Source organism: Thermoactinomyces vulgaris (assembly GCF_003688725.1).
GTDB classification, from domain to species: Bacteria; Bacillota; Bacilli; order Thermoactinomycetales; family Thermoactinomycetaceae; genus Thermoactinomyces; species Thermoactinomyces vulgaris.
This window is the reverse complement of sequence record NZ_REFP01000008.1, coordinates 479151-501026: the sequence shown is the minus strand read 5'-3', so window position 1 is coordinate 501026 and position 21876 is coordinate 479151. Positions and strand designations below refer to the sequence as shown.

The 21876-nt window shown below is 50.1% G+C and carries 24 protein-coding genes; 1 reads left to right on the top strand and 23 read right to left on the bottom strand.

Annotated features, from left to right (window positions below; genetic code table 11):
- Positions 1-21 precede the first annotated feature (21 nt).
- The 16 genes from smc to ATH33_RS06855 form a co-directional block, all read right to left on the bottom strand.
- On the bottom strand, positions 22-3612 hold the full coding sequence (gene smc / locus ATH33_RS06930; RefSeq protein ID WP_121874233.1) for a chromosome segregation protein SMC: 3591 nt from the start codon (positions 3610-3612) through the stop codon (positions 22-24).
- 227 nt (positions 3613-3839) lie between these two features.
- On the bottom strand, positions 3840-4106 hold the full coding sequence (locus tag ATH33_RS06925) for a hypothetical protein (RefSeq protein ID WP_369792446.1): 267 nt from the start codon (positions 4104-4106) through the stop codon (positions 3840-3842).
- 123 nt (positions 4107-4229) lie between these two features.
- Complete coding sequence (gene fhuF, locus ATH33_RS06920; protein WP_062843173.1) at positions 4230-4982, bottom strand: siderophore-iron reductase FhuF; 753 nt, start codon at positions 4980-4982, stop codon at positions 4230-4232.
- 81 nt (positions 4983-5063) lie between these two features.
- Complete coding sequence (locus ATH33_RS06915) at positions 5064-5258, bottom strand: DUF8066 domain-containing protein (RefSeq protein ID WP_037994836.1); 195 nt, start codon at positions 5256-5258, stop codon at positions 5064-5066.
- A gap of 65 nt (positions 5259-5323) precedes the next feature.
- A complete protein-coding gene (gene rnc, locus ATH33_RS06910; RefSeq protein WP_062843172.1) occupies positions 5324-6010 on the bottom strand; it encodes a ribonuclease III in 687 nt (228 codons plus the stop codon).
- Between the two features lie 19 nt (positions 6011-6029).
- Complete coding sequence (fabF, locus tag ATH33_RS06905; protein WP_037995103.1) at positions 6030-7271, bottom strand: beta-ketoacyl-ACP synthase II; 1242 nt, start codon at positions 7269-7271, stop codon at positions 6030-6032.
- A gap of 85 nt (positions 7272-7356) precedes the next feature.
- Positions 7357-7596 (bottom strand): acyl carrier protein, encoded by a 240-nt coding sequence (gene acpP, locus ATH33_RS06900; protein WP_037994838.1) that lies wholly within the window; start codon positions 7594-7596, stop codon positions 7357-7359.
- A gap of 57 nt (positions 7597-7653) precedes the next feature.
- Positions 7654-8394, bottom strand: coding sequence for a 3-oxoacyl-[acyl-carrier-protein] reductase (fabG, locus tag ATH33_RS06895; RefSeq protein ID WP_037994841.1), 741 nt, complete (start codon positions 8392-8394; stop codon positions 7654-7656).
- A gap of 17 nt (positions 8395-8411) precedes the next feature.
- Entirely contained in the window at positions 8412-9359 is a 948-nt protein-coding gene (gene fabD, locus ATH33_RS06890; RefSeq protein WP_049720263.1) for an ACP S-malonyltransferase, read from the bottom strand.
- A 19-nt stretch (positions 9360-9378) separates the two neighbouring features.
- On the bottom strand, positions 9379-10368 hold the full coding sequence (locus ATH33_RS06885) for a beta-ketoacyl-ACP synthase III (protein WP_037994845.1): 990 nt from the start codon (positions 10366-10368) through the stop codon (positions 9379-9381).
- 18 nt (positions 10369-10386) lie between these two features.
- A complete protein-coding gene (gene plsX, locus ATH33_RS06880) occupies positions 10387-11361 on the bottom strand; it encodes a phosphate acyltransferase PlsX (protein ID WP_037994847.1) in 975 nt (324 codons plus the stop codon).
- The gene (fapR, locus tag ATH33_RS06875; protein ID WP_037994849.1) at positions 11361-11939 is read right to left on the bottom strand and encodes a transcription factor FapR; all 579 of its coding nucleotides are present in this window, start codon (positions 11937-11939) and stop codon (positions 11361-11363) included. The genes plsX and fapR overlap by 1 nt, the downstream gene beginning before the upstream one ends.
- A gap of 143 nt (positions 11940-12082) precedes the next feature.
- Positions 12083-12265 carry a 50S ribosomal protein L32 gene (gene rpmF, locus ATH33_RS06870; RefSeq protein ID WP_121874232.1) on the bottom strand — a complete coding sequence of 61 codons (183 nt, stop codon included), beginning with the start codon at positions 12263-12265 and terminating at the stop codon, positions 12083-12085.
- A gap of 53 nt (positions 12266-12318) precedes the next feature.
- Complete coding sequence (locus ATH33_RS06865) at positions 12319-12834, bottom strand: YceD family protein (RefSeq protein ID WP_049720264.1); 516 nt, start codon at positions 12832-12834, stop codon at positions 12319-12321.
- Positions 12835-12889: 55 nt separating this feature from the next.
- Positions 12890-13930 carry a SepM family pheromone-processing serine protease gene (locus tag ATH33_RS06860; RefSeq protein WP_049720265.1) on the bottom strand — a complete coding sequence of 347 codons (1041 nt, stop codon included), beginning with the start codon at positions 13928-13930 and terminating at the stop codon, positions 12890-12892.
- Positions 13914-14720 carry a patatin-like phospholipase family protein gene (locus ATH33_RS06855; protein WP_049720266.1) on the bottom strand — a complete coding sequence of 269 codons (807 nt, stop codon included), beginning with the start codon at positions 14718-14720 and terminating at the stop codon, positions 13914-13916. Before ATH33_RS06855 ends, ATH33_RS06860 begins: the two co-directional genes overlap by 17 nt.
- 118 nt (positions 14721-14838) lie before the next feature.
- Here ATH33_RS06855 and ylbJ point away from each other — a divergent pair, with 118 nt between their 5' ends.
- Positions 14839-16083, top strand: coding sequence for a sporulation integral membrane protein YlbJ (ylbJ, locus tag ATH33_RS06850; protein WP_037994853.1), 1245 nt, complete (start codon positions 14839-14841; stop codon positions 16081-16083).
- Between the two features lie 8 nt (positions 16084-16091).
- Here ylbJ and coaD read toward each other — a convergent pair whose 3' ends face one another.
- The 7 genes from coaD to sdaAB all read right to left on the bottom strand — a co-directional run bounded on the left by coaD (position 16092) and on the right by sdaAB (position 21858).
- Positions 16092-16583 carry a pantetheine-phosphate adenylyltransferase gene (gene coaD, locus ATH33_RS06845; protein ID WP_037994855.1) on the bottom strand — a complete coding sequence of 164 codons (492 nt, stop codon included), beginning with the start codon at positions 16581-16583 and terminating at the stop codon, positions 16092-16094.
- Positions 16552-17139, bottom strand: coding sequence for a 16S rRNA (guanine(966)-N(2))-methyltransferase RsmD (rsmD, locus tag ATH33_RS06840; RefSeq protein WP_037994856.1), 588 nt, complete (start codon positions 17137-17139; stop codon positions 16552-16554). The genes coaD and rsmD overlap by 32 nt, the downstream gene beginning before the upstream one ends.
- A gap of 306 nt (positions 17140-17445) precedes the next feature.
- The gene (locus ATH33_RS06835) at positions 17446-17673 is read right to left on the bottom strand and encodes a hypothetical protein (RefSeq protein WP_037994859.1); all 228 of its coding nucleotides are present in this window, start codon (positions 17671-17673) and stop codon (positions 17446-17448) included.
- A gap of 82 nt (positions 17674-17755) precedes the next feature.
- Positions 17756-18067, bottom strand: coding sequence for a hypothetical protein (locus tag ATH33_RS06830; RefSeq protein WP_037994860.1), 312 nt, complete (start codon positions 18065-18067; stop codon positions 17756-17758).
- A 140-nt stretch (positions 18068-18207) separates the two neighbouring features.
- Complete coding sequence (recG, locus tag ATH33_RS06825; protein WP_121874231.1) at positions 18208-20259, bottom strand: ATP-dependent DNA helicase RecG; 2052 nt, start codon at positions 20257-20259, stop codon at positions 18208-18210.
- The gene (sdaAA, locus tag ATH33_RS06820; RefSeq protein WP_037994864.1) at positions 20256-21140 is read right to left on the bottom strand and encodes an L-serine ammonia-lyase, iron-sulfur-dependent, subunit alpha; all 885 of its coding nucleotides are present in this window, start codon (positions 21138-21140) and stop codon (positions 20256-20258) included. The genes recG and sdaAA overlap by 4 nt, the downstream gene beginning before the upstream one ends.
- A 61-nt stretch (positions 21141-21201) precedes the next feature.
- Positions 21202-21858, bottom strand: coding sequence for an L-serine ammonia-lyase, iron-sulfur-dependent subunit beta (gene sdaAB / locus ATH33_RS06815; protein WP_037994867.1), 657 nt, complete (start codon positions 21856-21858; stop codon positions 21202-21204).
- Positions 21859-21876: the final 18 nt, after the last annotated feature.

Here is a 21876-nt window from a genome sequence, read left to right as displayed (position 1 = left end):
TTGTTCCTCCCATCTCTTGCATTATTCCTTTGTGGCGGCAACTTCCACTTTATCATCATACTCTTCCAGCTTCACCGATACCAGTTTGGATACGCCCGATTCCTGCATGGTAATTCCATACAACACATCGGCACCTTCCATGGTATGTTTACGATGGGTGATAATAATAAACTGCGTTTCCCCCGAAAATTCCTGCATATATTGCGTGTATCTCGTCAGATTGGCTTCATCCAAAGCCGCGTCCACCTCATCCAGCACACAAAACGGAACCGGCTTGATCCGGAGCACCGCAAACAAAAGTGCCAACGCCGCAAGGGCTCTTTCCCCGCCGGAGAGCAGATTCAGGTTTTGCAATTTTTTTCCGGGTGGCTGTGCAATAATGTCAATGCCGGTCTCCAAGAGATTGTCCGGCTCGCTGAGTTTCAAATCGGCCCGGCCGCCGCCAAACATTTTCACAAACACATCTTGAAACTCGATGCGGATCAGTTCAAAACTTTCTTCAAACCGCCGGCCCATTTCTTCAACCAATTGATGGATAATCTCAAAAAGTTTTTCTTTGGCTTCCAGCAAGTCGGTTTCTTGCGATTTCAGAAAGTCGTAACGTTCTTTCAACCGTTCATACTCTTCAATCGCTCCCAGGTTGACATCGCCGAGGGCGGCGATTTTTCCTTTCAGTGAACGGACTTCCTTTTCCGCCTGTTTGGGTTCTTCCGGGACGGGATACTGTTGCTTGGCCCGTTCGAAACTGATCTCATATTCTTCCGCCAACTTGTTCAACAGGTGATTCAATTCCACATCCAGGCGGTTGCCGCGCACTTCCAATTCATGCAAATCTTGCTCCTGTTGCCGGTGCGACTGTTGCATCTGTCTGACTTCTTTTTCCTGGCTCTCCCGCATGAGCAACATCTGTTCACGCCGCTTGCGGATTTCATTCAATTGCATCTGGACTTGCTCTTTGTTTTCTTTGAGATGCCGGATGGTTTCTTCCAACCGGTCCATTTGAACCTGGTTATTCTCCTGATGGTCTTCGAGCGCCTCCAGTTCCCCGGCGGCCGCTTCTTTTTGACCGGTGACCCGCTTGATTTCTTTCCGCGTGCGATGCAAGTTTTGTTCCAAGTTTGTGATCTCCTGGCTGACTTGGGCCACTTGAATGCGCAATTCCGTAATTTTTTCGCTGACTTCCTCCCGGGTGTGGGCCTGCTCTTTTGCTTTTTCCTGCGACTCTTTCAGCAGTTGTTCAAGAGCTTCCTGCTCTTTTTGCAACGCGGCGATTTCCCGGTCGATGTTTTCCAACTGCGCACGGTAAGCTTCTTTTTGCTTTTGCACCTGCCCGATCTCTGCCAGGATTTCTTCTTTTTTCTGCACCACATTTTGCCGGGCCAAAGACCATTCGCGTTCTCGGCTGCGCAGCTCCTGTTCTCTCAGCCTCCGCTCTTCTCCTTGTTTGCGGACCTGTTCCCACTTGTCTTCCAATTCCTGCTTGCGGCGGTTGATCTCATCCAAGGTCTGCTGTACTTGGCGCACCTTTGTTTCGGCATCTTTCAACCGGGTTTCCAATTCTTCCAATTGGCGGTTTCGGCCCAGAAGATTGGTTTTGCTTTGTTTGCGGCTTCCTCCCGTCATCGATCCCCCGGGATTGACAACGTCTCCATCCAGGGTCACCACCCGGTAGCGGTAAGATAAAATCCGCGCCAGTTGATTGGCCTGTTCCAGGGTCCGTGTCACAACCACTCTGCCCAACAAATAAGAAAACAATGCTTGGTAACGCGGATCATACTGAATCAAGTCGGACCCGACGCCCACAAAACCGTCCACCCGGCGGCAACTGTCCAATTCCCATGACTCCATGTTCCGTGGCTTGATGACAGAAAGCGGCAAAAAAGTGGCCCGTCCCAATCTTCTTTCTTTTAAATACCGGATTCCGCCGCGTCCGGTGGCTTCATCTTCCACGACGATATGTTGCAATGCACTTCCCAAAGCGGTTTCCAGCGCCGCCTCATATTCTTCCGGCACCTGAAGGAGTTCGGCCACCGCCCCGTGAACCCCCTTCAAAGAAGGAACGCCCCGGTCACGGGCACGCAAAACTTCTTTCACTCCTTGCATAAACCCTTGATGCTCCGCTTCCACTTCCCTCATCCATTCCAACTGGGAGCGGAGGCGGTTAAACACCTGCTCGGCTTGGCGCAATTCCCCCGTCCATTTTTTCTCTTCTTCTTCCAACCGTTCGCGTTCTTCCGCAAGGGTGCGCACTTCATCCGCCGCCTGTTTCAATGCCTGCTCCACTTCATGGATTGAAGCGGCCAATTGTTCCGATTGCTTTTCGTGTTCTTCTTCCTCTTTCTCCAATTGCTTTTTCGTCTCACCGAGCGACCGGGCCCGTTCTTTTAACTGTTTGAGGTGATCTTTCGTATATTGCTTTTCACTGGAAAGAGCCACCAATTTTTTCTCATGGGCCTGCCACTTCTCATTTAATGATTGCAGCTGCTCGCCCTCATCACCGGTGACTCCCGTCAGTCGCAATTTAAATACCGCAAGCTCTTTTTCCTTTTCCTTTAATTCTTGTTTTTTCCGCTCCAGTTCCCCGGCTGCCTGCTCTTCTTCGCTTTTCAACCGCTTTAATTCTTCCTTCAACAGGGAAATCCGTTCAATTAATTGTTGTCTGTTTTCTTTGCGGTTTTTCACCCGCTCCAATTGCACTTCTTTTTGTCCTTCCGCTTTTTCCAGCTCTTCGCTGATGGTGATCAAACGGGTTTGGACCTGTTCCCATTGGGTCTCCACTTCGTGCAGTGTTTGTTTTAATTCTTCCAAAGCGGTTTCTTTTTTTGTGATTTCGGCCGCCAGTGAAACCTGTGTATTTTTCAATTTTTTCGCTTGCGTCGTCACTTTTTCCCATTCATCGTGCAACGATTCAATTTTATGTATATATAAGCCGATCTCCACATTTTTCAAGGTTTCTTTCAATTCTTTAAATCTTTGGGCTTTATCGGCCTGTTCTTTTAAAGGCTCCACCTGGCTTTCAATTTCATGGATCAGATCATGGATGCGCGCCAGGTTTTGTTCGGTGTCCTCCAGTTTTTTTTCGGCTTCTTTTTTCCTCGTTTTGTATTTGACAATCCCGGCCGCCTCTTCAAAAATAATGCGGCGGTCTTCGGATTTTGAGCTTAAAATTTCATCAATCTTGCCTTGCCCAATCATGGAGTAGGCATCTTTCCCGATTCCGGTGTCCATGAACAGCTCATGAATGTCTCTCAACCGGCAGGGTTGTTTATTCAAGAGATACTCGCTTTCCCCTGAACGGTAAACCCTCCGGGTGATAGTCACTTCGGAATAATCCAGGGGCAGGCGGTGATCCGAATTATCAAACGTCATCGAGACTTCACAAAAACCGACTGGTTTCCGGGTGTCACTGCCGGCAAAAATCACATCCTGCATTTTATTGCCGCGCAGGGATTTGGCGCTTTGTTCCCCCAGTACCCAGCGGATGCTGTCGGTCACATTGCTTTTTCCGCTGCCGTTCGGCCCGACCACGGCGGTGATCCCGGGAACAAACTCCAATTCCGTCCGGTCGGCAAAGGATTTAAAACCATTCATCTCCAGTCGTTTTAAATACACAAACAGCCCTCCTCTCCCCAAAAAATAATGCTCTTCTCATGTCTGTAAAGAAAGAGCACAACCCTTACAAAGTGTATGAACTGATATATTTTAGCACAAAAAAACGGGCGGGATTGATTTTTTTCATATTGATCACAGATTCATCAACATCCGTCTGTCAATAAACCCGGCTTCCCAAAGGAGCTTCATGATCGATGTCCAAGAGTGTCACCCCGCCTTGGACCGAATCAACTCCGAGCACCAACACTTCCGATTGAAAATCGGCGATCTGCTTGGGCGGCAAATTGGTGACCGACCACTTTCCGGCCCTCCAGCTCTTTCGGCTGATACCGTTTTGTCACTTGGGCACTGCTTTTTTTCACTCCCAGCTTTTCGCCAAAATCGATCCACAATTGGTAGGCGGGTTTTTTGGCTTTGGGAAAAGGAGCAACTTTGACAATTTGCCCGATCCTCAGTTCCACTTTTTGAAAGTCCTGATACGAACAAAAATCCATGATCCTTCCTCTCCTTTCAGACCGCTTATTACTTGATTTTCCGGTTTAACCGCTATTTCCTCTAAAAAAAAGCCGCCTCCCGGTAAATGTCGAAGCGGCTTTTCCTGAAATATCGTCCTTGTTTCATCCATTTGCCGGGCCGCGTTGTTGTAAGCGCGGACAATTTTGGCAACAAACCTGATCTTCACTGGCCAGATAATACAAACAACAAGTTTTTCGGACTCTTGCCTGAGCACCGGCATAGTAACGGCCAATGGGTTGAACTTTTTCGCGAAACATGCCGGCCTCCGCCCCGGAAAGCAAATAATGAAAATCATCTTGGGCCAAGGACGGATTCACCTGGTCATCTTCTTTTAATTTGGATTCATATAACCAATAAATATATCCGGCGAGGTTTTCCCACAAAATCGATAAAGGAATGCCGGTCAGACGGTGCAATTGATGCCAAAGGGGAGCAATATGATGAGTAAATAATGATGTCAATAATTGCTCACGCAAAAACTTCCGGTTTTTCTCCCTCATCGGTTGTGCTTTCCAATCGCGCAATTGCAATTGCATGTTCAAACGCTGATGTTGCCAAGTGGTTTGAATCCGCACATTGTCCGGCGAAAAATCCAATCGTTCATTTAATGCGCTCATCGCATACAAAGCAGGAACCACAACCGTAAAACTGTAATGTTTGGAAAATTGAGAAGCCACAACGCTCAAGGAATTCACCTTCATCCGTTCCGACCACTCTTCCAACAAACGAACGCACACTTCATGTTTCAACAGTTCCCGCCCGGAAAGCAACATGAAAGAGGAATCATTTTCTTCCGGAAAGACAATATGAAATTGCGTCGGTAAGATATCCACTGCATAACTGACAGGGGGCATGTTGAAAACCCCTTTCCGCTTGCTGAAAATGATATTTATTATCAATTATAATGGATGCAAACGGAAAGGTCTATCCCCTTTTCAGTTTTGTTCATCTGGGTGCTCCTCATTTTTCGGGTTTTGGCCACCTGCAAACTTTTCCAAGGTGTCCCGGATCCCTTCCAATGCTTTCACCCCTCTGTACAACAGGAACAAAGCAAAAATCCCCCCGGAAACAGGGAGAATGATGGCCATGATTGAAAAAACTTGAAAAAAAACAGGCGCAATCACTTCCATGTTTCTCCCCCCCTCTTATCAAAAACAAAAACCACCGTAATGTATATTTGCGGTGGTTCATACGCTTAAGTTCTCCATCTTGCCAACGCCTCTGAAGCAGCACGTTGTTCCGCCTCTTTTTTGGACCGGCCCGTCCCTTTCCCGATAGGTTTTTGGTCCAAGCACACCTCGACGACAAAATGGCGGTCATGAGCCGGACCTTTTGTATCCACAATGCGGTATTCCAAAGTTCCCAGCCGTCCTTGCTGAACGACTTCCTGCAATTGACTTTTGGCATCCAGCATGTTTTTCAGCCAATCACTATTCACTTTTGGAAACACAACGCGCTCCAAAAACTTTTTCACCTGCTCCAGCCCGCTGTCCAAGAAGAGCGCTCCGATAAACGCTTCGAACACGTCAGCCAGAAGAGATGGCCGTGAACGTCCTCCGGTCATCTCTTCTCCTTTTCCCAAGCGGACATGTTCACCAAATCCCAACTCTTTGGCAAAGGAGGCCAATGAAGCTTCACACACGACACGGGCCCTCGTGCGTGTCAAGTCTCCTTCGCTCATTTTGGGATACTGTTGAAACAAATACTCTGAAACCGCCAATTCCAAAACGGCATCCCCCAAAAATTCCAACCGCTCATTATCCGGATGCACGCCGGTCGCCTTTTTCTCATGCGTAAATGAAGTATGGGTGAACGCTTGTTGGAATAGTTTTCGGTTATGAAACTTTAATCCGGTGATTTGCTCCAATCGTGCCAGATCCATTCCGTTTCACCCCTTTTCCTTATGCCTCCTGATATTCTTTCAAGGCAATGGTTGCATTATGCCCCCCGAATCCGAGCGAATTGGACAGGGCCGCACGCACCCGCATTTTCCGCGCTTCATTCGGAACATAATCCAAATCACAATCAGGATCCGGATTTTCCAAGTTGATGGTCGGCGGAACAATGCCTTCTTTAATGGCGAGTGCCGTTGCAATGGTTTCAATGCCGCCGGCTGCTCCCAGCAAATGGCCGGTCATGGATTTGGTCGAGCTAATGGCCAAACGTTTGGCATGCTCGCCAAATGCGCCTTTGATCGCCATGGTTTCAAATTTGTCATTGTAATCGGTGGACGTGCCGTGTGCATTGATGTAGTCCACATCTTCCGGCTCCAGTCCGGCGTCTTTGACAGCCATCAGCATGCTGCGTTTTGCCCCGTCCCCTTCCGGATCAGGACTTGTCAAGTGATAAGCATCCGCAGTCATGCCGTATCCGACAACTTCCGCAATGATGTTGGCTCCACGTTTTTGTGCATGTTCCAAGGTTTCCAGAACCAACACGCCGGCGCCTTCCCCCATGACAAATCCGTCACGGTCCCTGTCAAACGGACGGCTGGCTTTTTCCGGAGCCTCATTGTTGGTGGACAATGCCCCCATCGCTGAAAAACCGGCAACTGCCATCGGCAAAATGGTGGCTTCGGTTCCACCCGCGATCATGACGTCTGCATCGCCGCGTTGCAAAATTTTAAAAGCATCGCCGACACAGTGCGTTCCGGTGGCACATGCCGAAATGGCCGCGCTGTTGGGTCCCTTGGCCCCGATTTGAATGGAAACGATACCGGATGCCATATTGGCAATCATCATGGGAACGAAGAAAGGACTGACCCGCCGCGGTCCCCGTTTCATCATGACTTTGTGCTGTTCCTCCAACGTTTCCAGTCCGCCGATTCCCGAGCCGATGTATGTGCCGACCCGTTCTTTTTCCACTTTGTCCATGTCCAGTCCGGCATGCTCAAGAGCCATTTTGGATGCGGCCACGGCAAATTGGACAAAGCGGTCCATTCTTTTGGCATCTTTTTTATTCATAAAATCCAATGGATTAAAATCTTTCACTTCCGCAGCAATCTTGACTGCAAAATCCGAAGTATCAAACCGCGTGATCGTACTCACTCCGGATTTTCCCTGAATCAAATGATTCCAAAAGGTATCAATATCATTGCCCAGAGGAGAAATGACTCCAAGACCAGTGATGACAACCCGGTTCATCTGGTCCACCGCCTTTCCTCATTCATACGATTAGGTGTGTAAAGTCCCGCATGATACGGGACTTTAGAATAAGTACAAAAAATGCTTATTGTTGGTTTTTTTCGATGTATTCCACGACATCTCCGACCGTGGCGATTTTTTCAGCCTCTTCATCGGAGATCTCCATGTCAAACTCATCTTCAAGTTCCATGATGAGATCCACCACATCGAGAGAGTCTGCACCGAGATCTTCTTTGATGTTTGCTTCCAACGTTACTTCACTCGGTTCAACGCTTAAGTTTTCCACAATGATTTTTTTCACTCGTTCTAACGTTGTTTCTGCCATTTCTTTCACCTCCCTTTCGTATTATACGCATTTGATTGTGGACAAGCAATCAACGGATTACATGACCATGCCGCCATCCACCTGAATGGTTTGACCGGTGATGTAAGCGGCGGCATCGGAAGCCAAAAACTTGACGACTTCCGCCACATCTTCCGGTTTGCCAAACCGGCCCAGCGGAATGGCGGATAACATCTGCTCCTTGATCGTGTCATCCAACCGGCTGGTCATGTCGGTATCGATGTAACCCGGTGCCACGGCATTCACGGTGATCCCGCGGCCGGCCAGTTCTTTTGCAATCGTTTTGGTCATCCCAATCACTCCGGATTTGGCCGCGACGTAATTGGCTTGTCCCGGGTTGCCGACAATGCCGACAATGGAACTGATGTTGATGATCCGGCCGCTCCGCTTCTTCATCATGGTGCGGGCAACAGCTTTGGTGCACAGGAAGACCCCTTTCAAGTTGGTGTCAATCACCTGTTCCCAGTCTTCTTCTTTCATGCGCATCAATAAGTTGTCCCGCGTGATGCCGGCATTGTTCACCAAAATATCCACTTTCCCCAAAGTGGATTCCGCTTCCTTAAAAGCGCGTTCCACTTGATCCGCTTTGGAAACATCAACTTGAACCGCCACGGCATTGCGCCCTTTTTCTTTGATGGCCGCCACCGTTTCTTCCGCAGCCTGATGGTTTCCCGCGTAAAAGACGGCCACGTCGCAACCGGCATCGGCCAAAGACAGCGCCACGGCTCGTCCGATCCCGCGCGAACCGCCCGTCACAAATGCAATTTTCCCTGTCAACATCCGCAGTCTCTCCTTCCCTATTTGAGAGATTGTAAGGTTTCAACCGCTTGTTTTAACGATTCCGGATCCTGAACGGAGAGGGTCTTGACTTTCCGGTCCACTTTTTTGATCAGTCCGGACAATACGTTTCCGGCTCCGATCTCGACAAAGACGGTGACCCCTTCCTCCAGCATGTATCGCACACTGTCTTCCCACAAAACCGGGGAAGCCACTTGTTGCACCAACAGTTGCTGAATCGCTTCGGAATCCGTCACTCCCCGTGCCGTGGCATTGGCCACCACCGGCACTTTCGCCTCGCGGATCGGAACCGATGCCAGGTGGTCCGCCAAACGGTCTGCGGCCGGTTGCATCAGCGAAGAGTGGAACGGTCCGCTGACCGAAAGCGGAATCACACGGCGCGCCCCGGCTTCCACCGCTTTTTCCCCTGCCTCTTTGACCGCCGCTTGGTGACCGGAAATCACAATCTGGTTCGGGGAGTTGAAATTTGCCGGTTCCACCACGTGTCCTTCGTGCGACACTTCTTTGCAAATTTCCACCAGTTTGTCGCGATCCAGGTTCATTACGGCAGACATTGCCCCCTCACCGGCCGGAACCGCTTCTTCCATGTAGGTTCCGCGTTTATGTACAGTGAGAACGGCATCCGCAAAAGAAAGGGAGCCTGCAGCCACCAATGCGGAATATTCCCCCAAGCTGTGTCCGGCTACAAAATCCGGTTTTCGGTCCAACTGCGCATCCAGCACTTTCCACAAGGCGATGCTTGTCGTGAGGATGGCAGGCTGTGTGTTTTTCGTCAAGCGAAGCTGTTCTCCCGGCCCTTCAAAGCAAAGTTGCGACAAGGCATACCCCAACGTTTTGTCCGCATCGGCAAATACTTGTTTCGCGGTCTCCGTGGCCTTGTATATTTCCAATCCCATGCCGGTTTTTTGCGAACCTTGGCCCGGAAAAACAAAGGCGATCTTGCTCACTCGGATTCCTCCCTCTTCTTTAATCCAACGCCCATTTCAAAACGGTTGCCCCCCAGGTCAGGCCGCCGCCAAAACCGCAGAGAACCATCGTATCCCCTTTTTTAATCAGTCCGCGTTCCACCGCTTCATCGAGAGCAACCGGAATCGAGGCGGATGACATGTTCCCGTAGCGGTCCAGGTTCACAACCACTTTGTCTTCGGTCAGGCCCAGCCGTTTCACTGCAGAATCGATAATGCGAATATTCGCCTGGTGAGGAACAAGAAAATCGATGTCTTCTTTTGACAAACCTGCTTTGGCCAGTGCTTCTTCCGTGGCATTTCCCATCACGCGCACCGCAAATTTAAACACTTCCCGTCCGGACATATGCACATAATGAAGGCGCTCCCGGATGGTTTTCTCAGAAGCCGGAAGACGGGATCCTCCCGCCGGCAAATTCAACAAATTGCCTCCCGAACCGTCTCCTCCTAATTCGAAAGACAAGAAACCATATCCTTCTTCCACCGGACCGAGCACCGCGGCTCCGGCACCATCGCCGAACAACACACAAGTGTTCCGGTCGGTCCAGTCAACAATGCGCGACAGGCATTCCACCCCGATCACCAGCACATATTTGTATACACCCGTTGCAATGAACTGTGCACCTGTTGATATTCCGTAAATAAAACCGGTGCATGCGGCCGACAAATCAAACGTGGCTGCTTTTTTGGCACCGAGCCGGTCTTGCACCAAGCAAGCCGTCGCCGGAAAATTCATATCCGGTGTCACGGTCGTGACGATGATCATGTCAAGCTCCTCGGCACGGATCCCGGCTTTTTTCAGTGCTTTTTCCGCCGCTTTGACGGATAAATCGGAAGAAGCTTCTTCCGGAGCCGCAATCCTGCGCTCACGAATGCCTGTCCGGCTTACGATCCATTCATCATTGGTATCCACCATTTTCTCCAAATCGGCATTGGTTAACACTTTTTCCGGCAAATAGGATCCCGTTCCCAATATACCCACTGACCTCATTTTCCAGCTCCTCTCTTCCTAAGACAATTCCTCTTCCATCCGCGAAATCACATCGTGTTGCAAAAAACGGCGTGTTTGCCGGATGGCATTACAAAAGGCTCTGGCATCGGAAGAACCGTGCGCTTTGATCACGGGCCCCTTAAGCCCCAAAAGCGGAGCTCCTCCATGCTCCTTGTAATCCATCGCTTGGGCAAACTTTTTCAAGCGCGGTTTCAACAAGGCCGCCATGGACTTTGTCATCAAATTGGCCGTGAGTTCCTGTTTCAAACGGCCAAAAACCGCTTTGGCCACCCCTTCGGTGTTTTTCAGAAGCACATTTCCGGTAAAACCGTCACAGACGAGCACTTCACAAGGCCCTTCCAAAATGTCGCGGGCTTCCACATTTCCCACAAACCGGGCTGCCAAATCTTTTTCGATCAGCGCATAGGCTTCCCGGGTAAGTTCTGTTCCTTTCCCCTCTTCGGTCCCGATATTGAGCAACCCGACACGCGGAGACTCAAAACCCAACACCTTTTCGGCATAAATGCTTCCCATCGTCGCATACTGCCTTAAATGCTCCGGTTTGGCCTCCGGGTTTGCGCCGACATCCAACACGAGAATTCCTTTTCCGTTGAGGGTCGGAAAAACGGGAGCCAGTGCGGGACGGTCGACTCCTTTCAACCGGCCGACGTGGAAAAAACCCGCCGCCATCAGCGCACCGGTGTTTCCCCCGCTGATAAACGCATCGGCCTCTTTCTTTCTGACCATCTGGCAACCCACAACGATGGAAGAATCTTTTTTCCGCCGAACGGCTTGGGTCGGTTTGTCTTCCGGTTCGATTTTTTCCGTCACCGGCCGGAACTCAACGCCATCCAAGGCCAATTGATCTTCCATGTCCTTCAGGCCGATTAAAATGATCTTTAAATCCGGCCATTTTTCTTTCGCCTGTCTGATCCCTTCCACCACTGCGTCCGGAGCATGATCTCCTCCATGTGCATCAATTGCTATCCGCATCAAAGCTCCTCCTTAACAAGCTCCTTATCTTCCAGGCAATACACATCAAATGTGCCTTGAAAAACGGTTTCGCCGTTTACTTTTGTCAGCACGTCCACCTGCAACCGGGAAGATAATTTTTTGACGACCTTGGCTTTGGCAATGCATTTTTCCCCCAGATAAACCGGTCTGACAAAACGGATTCCCGCCGCCCCGGTCAGGGCGACTTCCGCGTTGGCAACGGCGATGGCCAGCGAATTGGCTTGAGCAAACAGAATATGCCCCCGCGCAATGTGATTGCGGGCAAAAACATACTCCTTTTTTATTTCAAGGATGGAAACTCCGCTATGGTCGAGCTGCAAATCCACCACGTCACCGATCACTTCATCCAACGACAAGGATCGGACACGATCCAAATGGTTCTCAGCCATGTGCTTGATACGTTCGCGCAATTCCGGAATCCCCAGCTCCCACCGGTCCAAACGGATGGTTTGAATACTCACGCCAAATCGTTTGGCACATTCTTCATCCGTCAAGAACGGTTCGTCTTCAAAAGCCCGGATCACTTGCTGTTGCCGTTCTTTTTTGGATAACCGCATAACGGAGTCACCACCTTTCCCGTTTTTATGATCAGTTATTAATACCTGGTACTAATTCAGTATATAAAAAAAAGAGTCATTTGACAACAAAAAAAAGACTGGCGAACCAAAGCGCCAGTCCTGTTGTCTTTGGAGCCCGTGAATCAGTCGTTCACGACTCCTTCCACTCCAGAGCCTTTATAATATCCACACTCTTTGCATACGCGGTGGGATAATTTGGGTGCTCCGCATTGCGGGCAATTTACCATACCCGGTACAGAAAGTTTGTAATGAGTACGACGTTTGCGTTTACGCGTTTTAGATGTACGCCGAAAAGGTACTGCCATTTGTTTCACCCCCTCTAAGAATGTAACACAAGCCCGGGAAGTTTCATATACTGTTACGCATCATTTTGAAACCAGTCCCCCAGAACCGCAAGCCGGGGGTCGATTTTTTCAACCCGGCACCGGCACGATTCGGTGTTCCGGTTTTTTCCGCATTCCGGACACAGCCCTTTGCAATCTTCCCGGCACACAGGAATATAAGGAAATTGGAGCAACAAGGCTTCCCGAATAAACGGAGTCAAATCCAGTTTATTTTCATCGGCCAAATGAATTTCCTGCTCCTCGGATTCCACGGCCCGGTGCGGATCATCTGTAAAATGTTCTTCAAAGCTCGCTTTGATTTCCTGCTTGAATTCACTCAAACATTTGGCGCAAGAAAACACAGCGGTGGTTGATAATTCCCCTTTGGCAACAAAAAAATGAGGATCAACCATCTCCACACGGGCTTTCACGTCAACCGGCGCTAATTGTTCAAGTCCGGATACTTCTTCATCCAATGTCAAGTGAATCGTATCCTCTACAAACAACAGCCCATCTTTTGCCTGGTTTAATTGGTGCAGAGAAATCTGCATAATTCCACTCCTTGTATAAAAACAGGGTTATTATAAGATATCAAACCAATCTCTGTCAATGTTTTTGACTTGGCAACCGTTTCAAATACTCCACGGCCTCGTTTAAAGAACGGACCGGGATCACTTTCATCGGAAATTTCTTTGCTTTCACCGTCGCTTTTGCCAACTTTTCATTTTGGTCAGCAGGGGTTTTGTCTGCGGGGCAAAAAAAGAGTTCCGCCCCTTTTTCGGCCGCCGCCGTGATTTTATACTCAATGCCCCCGATTTGCCCGACTTGCCCGTCCGGCGAGATGGTGCCGGTGCCCGCGATCCGGTAACCACGGGTCAAATCTTCCGGCATCAACCGGTTTAACACCTCCAGGGAAAACATCAACCCGGCTGAAGGCCCTCCGATTTTTGCACTGTCAATCCGGACAGAAGGATCGGTTTGAATTTCGGTTTTTAAAACGGGCACAATGCCGAGGCCGGCTTTTTCTTTTCCTTTCGTTGCCGGCAGGGAAGTCAATCGGACCAGAAGGTCCCGGGGGGTTTGTTGGCGGACGACACGGACATGAACCTTCTCCCCGGCTTTTTTCCGGCTGAGGTAACCGGTCAACTGTTCCACCGACCGGACGGGTTGATGATCGATTTGCGTAATCAGGTCCCCTTCCTCAAGCCCGCCGGACCCGTCGATCAAACGCAAAACTTCGATTCCCCGCACCCGGACCGTGACCGGTTTCCCGGCATACCGGTAAGCGGCGATCACAGCATGATTTTGTGACATTTGCATGCTTTCCGCTTGCCTGCGTTCATAGTCTTCGTCCGACTCGCCTTCGGCCAGCACTTTCTCTTCGGGAATCAAATCCACATTCCCGGACAGGAAACTGTACAGATAATCAATCAGGACCCCTTCCTTCATCGAGACCGTCGTCAGATAAAAATCCCCCTGCTCATCAGGCGGATGCCCCTTTACGTTCACCAACGGACTCACATCTTCAGCCGATCCCGGCGAAATCGTGTAATACGGGATGGGAACAAGAAACAGGGCTCCGATGACCGCCACCAGTCCGATGAAGGCAATGACAGGAATCCGTTCCCGTTTAGTCCATGAATTCATTCAATGCTTTCTCTCCTTGCCAGTGATGGATTCGTTCTTTCAATTTGTCGATTTGGGCTCTGGCTTCTTCTTCCCCCCGCCGGATGCATTCTTCCACTCTGGAAAAAGATGTCACTTGGATGTCCCCTACATCCGGATGGATCAAAAAGTCGGCGGTTGACCGTTTTTGGCCGGTTATTTGTTTTTCCATGATAATTAAAGTTTGTGTAATTACATCAAAAATATTTCGGATCTCAGCTTGCGGCGCCCTCGGGATGACATCCACGGCGATCACGAAATCAGCCCCCAGTTTTCTCACCACCGAAACGGGCAGGCGGTCCGCCACCCCTCCGTCGACCAGCACCTGATCTCCCCGGATCACCGGCTCAAAAATGCCCGGAATGGAAATGCTGGCCCGAACCGCTTGATCGACAGGCCCTTCGGTAAACACAACCGGTTCCCCTGTAACGAGATCAGTGGCCACAATCGCGGTCGGAATCTGCAATTCTTCCAATTTCTTATGATGTGCAAGCAGGCAAATCAACGCTTTCACCTTTTCCCCCGGGACAAATCCCTTTCGCGGAACCGTAAAATCAAGCCAATATTTTCTTTTTAAAGAACAAGCAAGTTTTTCGCACATGTCAAGATCCAGGCCGTTGGCCAAAAGAACAGCCATGATGCTTCCCATGCTGCTTCCGGCCACACAGTCGACGGGAATACCCTCTTCTTTCAGGACTTTCAAAACGCCCAAATGGGCAAACCCCCTGGCCCCTCCCGAACTCAAAGCCAATCCGATTTTGGGTCTGGTCATCCCTTTCCCACCTTTCTTTCTCATCTGCATTTCCGAAACATTTGGACAAAGCGGTCTAATCCACCATCCCGTTGCGTAGACATGGTATTGATGCAGCTACTGTGAGGAGAGAATGCATATGAATCCAGCCCTTCTCCGAAGTCAATTAAAAACCGTTTTGCTGGCATCCGTCGCTTTATTCATCGCGGTGATCCTGGTCATGTACCCGGAGCAAGCCGTGAAATCATCATTAAGAGGATTACATATTTGGTGGGACGTCGTTTTTCCTGCATTGTTGCCGTTTTTTATCACGGCGGAAATGATGATGGGCTTCGGAGTGGTCCATTTTCTCGGCGTATTGTTGGAGCCTTTGATGCGCCCCATCTTCCGTGTTCCGGGTGCCGGTGCTTTTGTCATGGCCGTGGGCTTGATTTCCGGCAACCCCATGGGCGCCAAACTGACCGCCCGTTTAAGGGAACAAAATCTGGTTTCCAAAGAAGAGGGGGAGCGTTTGATATCCTTTACCAGCACCGCCGGACCTTTGTTTATTTTCGGAGCGGTGGCTGTTGGTTTTTTTGAAAATAAATCCGTCGGCTTGATCCTGGCCGTTGCCCACTACATCAGCGCATTTATCGTCGGATTTTCCATGCGCTTTTATGAAAAACAAGCCACGCCGACCCCTCCCCCCGGCATCAAGAAAGGGTTTATTTTGACCCGTGCCATGGCGGCAATGCACCGGGCCCGGATTCAAGACGGCCGGACACTGGGGCAACTCATCGGGCAATCCGTCACATCCGCCATTCAGACCTTGCTTTTAATCGGCGGGTTTATCATGATGTTTTCCGTGTTGACCCATCTGATCAACTATGTGGGGGTCACGGCACCGCTATTGAAAGGCATCTCCAATCTGTTGACCTTTTTTTCATTTCCGCCGGAACTGTCCGAATCCATTTTAGCCGGGTTGTTTGAAATCACCGTCGGTTCGCAAGTTGCCAGTTCCGTCGACCCGTCCGTCCCGATTCTTTATAAATTGGCCATTGTCAGCTTGATCATCGGATGGAACGGCCTTTCCATCCATGCCCAAATCGCCAGCATGATCAGCCGGACAGACATCCGGTATTATCCTTACTTTGCCGCCAAAATCCTGCACGGGTTCCTTGCGGCACTGATCACCATCATCATTTTTCCGTTTTTCAATTATTCTCTGCAAAATGACACAACCATTCTTTCCGTCTTTCACCCGGTCACCTCCCCAGTGGCTTTTTCCGTCTGGGGAATCTTACAGGGTTTTGCGGTCACCGTCACCCTGATTTGGTTTTTGGCGCTGGTTTATCAGGAAACGAAAGCCGTCGCCCAATCCTTCCGTTACAACAAAACCCGCTGATCCTGGTTTCAGCGGGCAAATTTTTCACTGAATTTTTTTCTGAGCGCTTTCTCCACGGTCCCGGGAACCAAATCTTTGACATCCGCCCCGTATCGGGCCACTTCTTTGACCATCGACGAGCTGATAAAGGAATGTTCGTTGCTTGTCATCAGAAAAAAGGTTTCAACCTTGTCGTTTAATTTTCGGTTGATGGAGGCAATCTGCAATTCATACTCAAAATCGGAAATCGCCCGAAGGCCGCGTAAGATGGCATGGGGATTTCTTTTTTTCAAGTAATCGACCAACAGGCCGTTAAAGCTGTCCACTTCGACATTGGAAAGATGCCGGGTCGCCTCCCGGATCATTTCCGTTCTTTCTTCTACTGAAAATAATGGATCTTTCGAAGAATTAATCAGGACAGCCACGATGATCTTGTCAAACACTTTTTTTCCGCGCTCAATGATATCCAAATGGCCATACGTAATCGGGTCAAAACTTCCCGGATATACTGCCACTTTCACTCGGCTCACCCCATTCGTATAAAGAAATCGATGTATCCCGGTAATTTAGCAAGCGATAACGTCGGAAAGCCCCTATCTCTTCCGGGGGAACGCATTCCGCCTCATGTTCGGCAACAATCAAGCCATCCCCTTTTAACAACCCGTGCTTGGAAATCTTTTCAATCGTGGGAGCCAGTAAATTTTTTTTATAAGGAGGATCCAAGAAAATATAATCGAATTGTAAACGGCGCTTTTTTAAAAGCGGCAACGCCCGTTGGACGTCATTCCGGTAAACCTCAACGGAATCGCTTAATTTGGAAGCACCGGCATTCATCCGGATCACATCACAGCTTGTCCGCGAAGAATCGATGAAAACGGCTTTATCCAATCCCCTGCTCAAAGCTTCCAGCCCCAATGCGCCGGTGCCCGCAAACAAATCCAGGGCCATGCCGCCATCAAAAAAAGGACCGATCACTTGAAACAAGGATTCTTTGACACGATCTGCCGTCGGGCGAACATGCTTGCCGGGAACCATTTTCAAACGGGTTCCTTTGGCTTTTCCAGCAATGATTCGCATATCATTTTACACCTGACTTTATGAATGGATTATGAATGCATTACGTTTCTTATCCTACCATAAAGAACCGGCAAAAGAAAATCTGTAAAAAACATTCAAAGAAGAGGTATGAACGCCCGAAAAATGGAAATCATAAATGATGACAGCATCTGCTGCGATGCTGTCAACCGCGGAGAAGACTTACGTTTCCCCAATAAGCTCTTCCTCCGGTTTCTCCTCTCCCATTGAAGACTTACGCATGGATGCGTAAGAAACATGGGGCTCGCTATTGAGGCGAGCCATTTTTTTTTTTGCATGGAAACGATCCTATCTTTCTTCTTCGAAGTCTTTGCGTTCTGCCGGCTCATCTGCTTCCGGTTGCAAAAACAAATCCCCGAACAACCAGTCCTCTTCCCATTCGTTGACAGCCACCGGTGCTGCTTCTTCCGGCTTGGGATCATCCCAATTTTCTTCGACCTTCAGATTGTCAACTTTGTCGGAAGGGGCCTTCGCCTTGCGAATCGCTTTTTTCTTTGCCCGATTTCTTTTTCCCATCCTTCTCCTCCTTTCCACTTGGATTTCTCTATACGATATGACAACACCCCGGCATCCGTCTGATTGAAAGGCCCATGCTTTTTTACAAATAACGGCGGATCATGTTGGCTTCAATCGGAGTAATGACCCCTTCCATCACCATCGCATCCACAAAACGGTTGGATAATTCATGCCAACGCGGCGAACGTTGCAAACGGTCGATTTCCCGGGGGGTGAAGATCTGCCAGGGCAATTCCCGGGCAAAAGCCCAAAGCCCCATCTTGCCGTAAGATCTGCGAATTTGTTTGGCCTGTTTGATCAAGGATTTAATTTTTTTGGGAGAAACGGCATTTCTGCCGACTGTCCGGTTGATCTCCTCTGCCAGCTCCACATAAAAAGCGTCACGCTGATTCATAAAACACTCCTCCTGCCGTGATATCCACCACCTTTACCCGTCGGCGGATCGGTTTCGAACAATATATCTTATGTCTTCGGCAAGAAAAAGTTTGTGATAAAAAAACAAACCGGCCATCCATGACCGGTTTCAGACCTGTTTCAGTCAAAATTGACTTCCGTCAGGTTTTGTGCACACAGATATTCATATAAAGGTTTGGTTTCTTCCGAGGTCGCAAAATCATCGCGGCTGACATATTCCGCCGCATCGGCGCGGGCGTATTCCAAAACGGTCAAATCCTGGTTTAGATCCGCCACTTTAAAATCAGGAAGCCCGCTTTGCTTCACCCCCAAAAAATCGCCGGGCCCCCTCAGCATCAAATCGCGTCGGGAAATCTCAAATCCATCCGTGGTTTCGGTCATAATCCGCATCCGCTCATTGCCGGTTTCCGATTTGGGGTTGGCCACCAGAATACAGGTGGAAGCCCCCCCTCCCCGGCCCACACGGCCGCGCAACTGATGCAACTGAGCCAGCCCGAACCGGTCGGCATCATAAATCACCATGACGGTAGCATTGGGAACATTGACTCCGACTTCCACCACGGTGGTGGATACAAGAACCTGCACATCATTTTCGGCAAACGAACGCATCACTTCTTCTTTTTCCGCTGGCGACATGCGCCCGTGCAACAATCCGACCCGAAGGGGCGCCAACTCGGTCACAAGCTGTTCAAACACTTCTTGCGCATTTTCCAGGTCCAGTTTTTCCGATTCTTCGATCAGCGGGCAAATCACATAGGCTTGCCGCCCGTTTTGGCATTCTTCCCGGATAAAATTCACGATGCGCGGCCACAATTCTTTTTTTACCCAATACGTATCGACCGGTTGTCTTCCCTTTGGCATCTCATCGATCGTGGAAACATCCATTTCGCCAAACACTGTAATGGACAGCGTCCGCGGAATGGGCGTTGCCGTCATGTGCAACACATCCGGCACTTCCCCTTTTTCCCTGAACATCGCCCGCTGTTTCACCCCGAAACGGTGTTGCTCATCGGTAATAACCAAGCCCAATTTCCGGAATTCCACCACTTCCTGAATCAAAGCGTGGGTCCCCACGACCACATCCGCAAGCCCCATCTTGATTTGGCCTTGCGCCTCTCTTTTTTCCCGCGCCGTCATGCTTCCCGTCAGCGTAATCACATTTAACCCCCAAGGAGACAATAACCCCTGCAACGAAGAAGCGTGTTGCTCCGCCAAAATTTCGGTGGGCACCATGATTGCCCCCTGATACCCGCTCAAATAATTGGCATATAACGCGATGGCGGCCACAACCGTTTTTCCGGAACCAACATCCCCCTGCAGCAGGCGGTTCATCTGAACCGGTTCGCGGAGATCATTGAGAATTTCGCGTGTCACCCTTTGTTGGGCTCCGGTCAAGGGAAAGGAAAGTCCGGCGATGAATTGCTCCACTTTTTCATCCGGAAACGCATGCGCCAGCCCTTTTCCCTTCGTCCGGTGGATCCGGCGCAACCACATGATTTTTAATTCGTACAGAAACAGCTCTTCGTAAACCATGCGCCTCCGCGCCTGTCTCCCTTCTTCTTTTCCTTTGGGAAAATGCAGATAATACATGGCGGTGGCCCGCGGAATCAACCGGTACTTGTTCCTTAATGCATGCGGCAAAATCTCCCCGATCTCCTGTCCGTACGCTTGAAAGGCTGAATGAATCAATTTGCGGAGCCAGTTCACCTTGACTTTTCCGCTGACGGAGTAAACCGGTTCAAACCGGCCGGCATATTTTTCGATTTCCGACGGACTGATCCACGTGCGATCCGCTGTCAGTTGCATCCGGTTCCGGTCCCATTTTCCGGAGACGACAATCGTTTTGCCGGCTTGCAGTTTATCTTTTAAAAACGCCTGGTTAAACCAAACCACTTGGACGGGAATGCCTCGAACCAGGAGTTTCAGCGTCATTCTTGATTTTTTCTTTCCGTACCAACGAACACTTGGTTGCCCGTAAACTTGCCCTTCCACCGTGACCCGCTCTTCATGCCGGGCTTCAGACAAGTCGCTCAGTCGATAGTCTTCATAACGATATGGGAAATAGGACAATAAATCAGCGATCGAATGGATCCCCAACTCGGCAAGGGCTTCTTTTTTCTGTTTCCCCACTCCGGGAAGAACTTCCACGGAAATCTCTTTCAGTTTCTTCATTTTCCGGAATTCCCGAAAACCCGCTGTTCCAATGCCCTTCCCGTCGGAGTGTCCGCAAGCCCTCCCAGAGCCGTTTCCTTCAAGGCGGCCGGCATGGATTGGCCGATTTTGTACATGGCATCAATCACTTCGTCGGCAGGAATCACACTCTTCACTCCGGCCATCGCCATATCTGCCGCAACCAGCGCAATGGAAGCCCCCATGGCATTTCGTTTCACACAGGGCGCTTCCACCAAACCGGCAACCGGATCGCAAACCAGCCCCAACATGTTTTTTAACGCAATGGCAACCGCTTCTGCCGACATCGAAGGGGTTCCTCCGGCCATCTCCACCACAGCGGCGGCGGCCATGGCGGTCGCTGAACCCACTTCAGCCTGACATCCCCCGGCGGCTCCGGAAATACATGCATTATTGGCAATGCAAAATCCGATGGCCCCGGCTGTAAATAAAGCGCGAACCATCGTTTCCCGGTCCGATTGCAATTTGTCAGCCGCTGCATGAATGGCTCCGGGTAAAATCCCGCAAGCTCCGGCAGTTGGGGTTGCGACAATCGTTCCCATGGCGGCATTCACTTCGGACACGGCCGTGGCCTTTGAAACCGCATCCAAAACCGTGGTGCCGGATAAAAACACGCCTTTTTTCCGGTATTCCCGGATTTTTTTCGCATCGCCACCGGTAATGCCGCTGTGAGACCGAATTTCTTCCGTCAATCCCCGTTCGATCGCTTCTGTCATCACATCCAGATTTTTTCCCATTTCCTCCACGATCTCTGCCCGCGGACGATTCATCACTTCCTCCTCATGCCGGATCATCACTTCGGAGATCGGGATTTTCAGGGTTTGAGCCACTTCTGTCAATTCCCTCACGGTACGAAATCTCATCAACGAAACCCCCTTTTCATAGAAAACCGCCGTCATCTGTGAAGAAACGGCGGTGGTGAAACTATAAAACCGTTACAGCATGGATATCCTCCAAGTCGCGAATTTCCGCTTGCACCTTTTCGTCCACCGGTTGATCCGTCTCGATGGACATCAGTGCCTGCAAACCTTTTTCCTTGCGCGACACCTGCATAAATGCAATGTTAATTTGATGCTCGGCAAGGACACCGGCAACACGCGCGACCGCTCCGTATTTGTCTTGATGCAATACGAACAAAACCGGCCCGTTCCCTGACAGACGAAGTTCAAAACCATTTAATTCCACAATTTCCATTTTTCCGCCACCGATGGATACCCCGACGATTTCCAGACTTCCCGCTTCGTCCTCCAGCCGGATCCGGGCCGTGTTGGGATGGTCCGTGATTTCATCGGATTCATGAAAGCGGATTGTTATGCCTTCTTGTTCGGCGATTTGAAGCGCATGCACCATCCGCTTGTCAAAAGTGTCAAAATCGAGCAATCCGCCTGCCAAAGCGACATCCGTCCCGTGGCCGCGGTAAGTTTTGGCGAAGGAGCCGTACAATGTAATCTCTGCCCGGCTCGGTTTTCGTCCGAAAATGGTCCGTGCCGCTCTGCCGATACGGGCTGCACCTGCCGTATGGGAACTGGACGGCCCGATCATCACCGGGCCGATAATATCAAAAACCGTCCGATATTTCATAAACTCCACCTCTTCAGA

What these genes read in the sequence shown, in the direction of transcription:
- ATH33_RS06925 (WP_369792446.1), bottom strand. Translation starts at nt 4,106, where the DNA reads ATGGATTTTTGTTCGTATCAGGACTTTCAAAAAGTGGAACTGAGGATC.
- fhuF (WP_062843173.1), bottom strand. Translation starts at nt 4,982, where the DNA reads ATGCCCCCTGTCAGTTATGCAGTGGATATCTTACCGACGCAATTTCAT.
- ATH33_RS06915 (WP_037994836.1), bottom strand. Translation starts at nt 5,258, where the DNA reads ATGGAAGTGATTGCGCCTGTTTTTTTTCAAGTTTTTTCAATCATGGCC.
- rnc (WP_062843172.1), bottom strand. Translation starts at nt 6,010, where the DNA reads ATGGATCTGGCACGATTGGAGCAAATCACCGGATTAAAGTTTCATAAC.
- fabF (WP_037995103.1), bottom strand. Translation starts at nt 7,271, where the DNA reads ATGAACCGGGTTGTCATCACTGGTCTTGGAGTCATTTCTCCTCTGGGC.
- acpP (WP_037994838.1), bottom strand. Translation starts at nt 7,596, where the DNA reads ATGGCAGAAACAACGTTAGAACGAGTGAAAAAAATCATTGTGGAAAAC.
- fabG (WP_037994841.1), bottom strand. Translation starts at nt 8,394, where the DNA reads ATGTTGACAGGGAAAATTGCATTTGTGACGGGCGGTTCGCGCGGGATC.
- ATH33_RS06885 (WP_037994845.1), bottom strand. Translation starts at nt 10,368, where the DNA reads ATGAGGTCAGTGGGTATATTGGGAACGGGATCCTATTTGCCGGAAAAA.
- plsX (WP_037994847.1), bottom strand. Translation starts at nt 11,361, where the DNA reads ATGCGGATAGCAATTGATGCACATGGAGGAGATCATGCTCCGGACGCA.
- fapR (WP_037994849.1), bottom strand. Translation starts at nt 11,939, where the DNA reads ATGCGGTTATCCAAAAAAGAACGGCAACAGCAAGTGATCCGGGCTTTT.
- rpmF (WP_121874232.1), bottom strand. Translation starts at nt 12,265, where the DNA reads ATGGCAGTACCTTTTCGGCGTACATCTAAAACGCGTAAACGCAAACGT.
- ATH33_RS06865 (WP_049720264.1), bottom strand. Translation starts at nt 12,834, where the DNA reads ATGCAGATTTCTCTGCACCAATTAAACCAGGCAAAAGATGGGCTGTTG.
- ATH33_RS06860 (WP_049720265.1), bottom strand. Translation starts at nt 13,930, where the DNA reads ATGAATTCATGGACTAAACGGGAACGGATTCCTGTCATTGCCTTCATC.
- ATH33_RS06855 (WP_049720266.1), bottom strand. Translation starts at nt 14,720, where the DNA reads ATGACCAGACCCAAAATCGGATTGGCTTTGAGTTCGGGAGGGGCCAGG.
- ylbJ (WP_037994853.1), top strand. Translation starts at nt 14,839, where the DNA reads ATGAATCCAGCCCTTCTCCGAAGTCAATTAAAAACCGTTTTGCTGGCA.
- rsmD (WP_037994856.1), bottom strand. Translation starts at nt 17,139, where the DNA reads ATGCGAATCATTGCTGGAAAAGCCAAAGGAACCCGTTTGAAAATGGTT.
- ATH33_RS06835 (WP_037994859.1), bottom strand. Translation starts at nt 17,673, where the DNA reads ATGGGAAAAAGAAATCGGGCAAAGAAAAAAGCGATTCGCAAGGCGAAG.
- ATH33_RS06830 (WP_037994860.1), bottom strand. Translation starts at nt 18,067, where the DNA reads ATGAATCAGCGTGACGCTTTTTATGTGGAGCTGGCAGAGGAGATCAAC.
- recG (WP_121874231.1), bottom strand. Translation starts at nt 20,259, where the DNA reads ATGAAGAAACTGAAAGAGATTTCCGTGGAAGTTCTTCCCGGAGTGGGG.
- sdaAA (WP_037994864.1), bottom strand. Translation starts at nt 21,140, where the DNA reads ATGAGATTTCGTACCGTGAGGGAATTGACAGAAGTGGCTCAAACCCTG.
- sdaAB (WP_037994867.1), bottom strand. Translation starts at nt 21,858, where the DNA reads ATGAAATATCGGACGGTTTTTGATATTATCGGCCCGGTGATGATCGGG.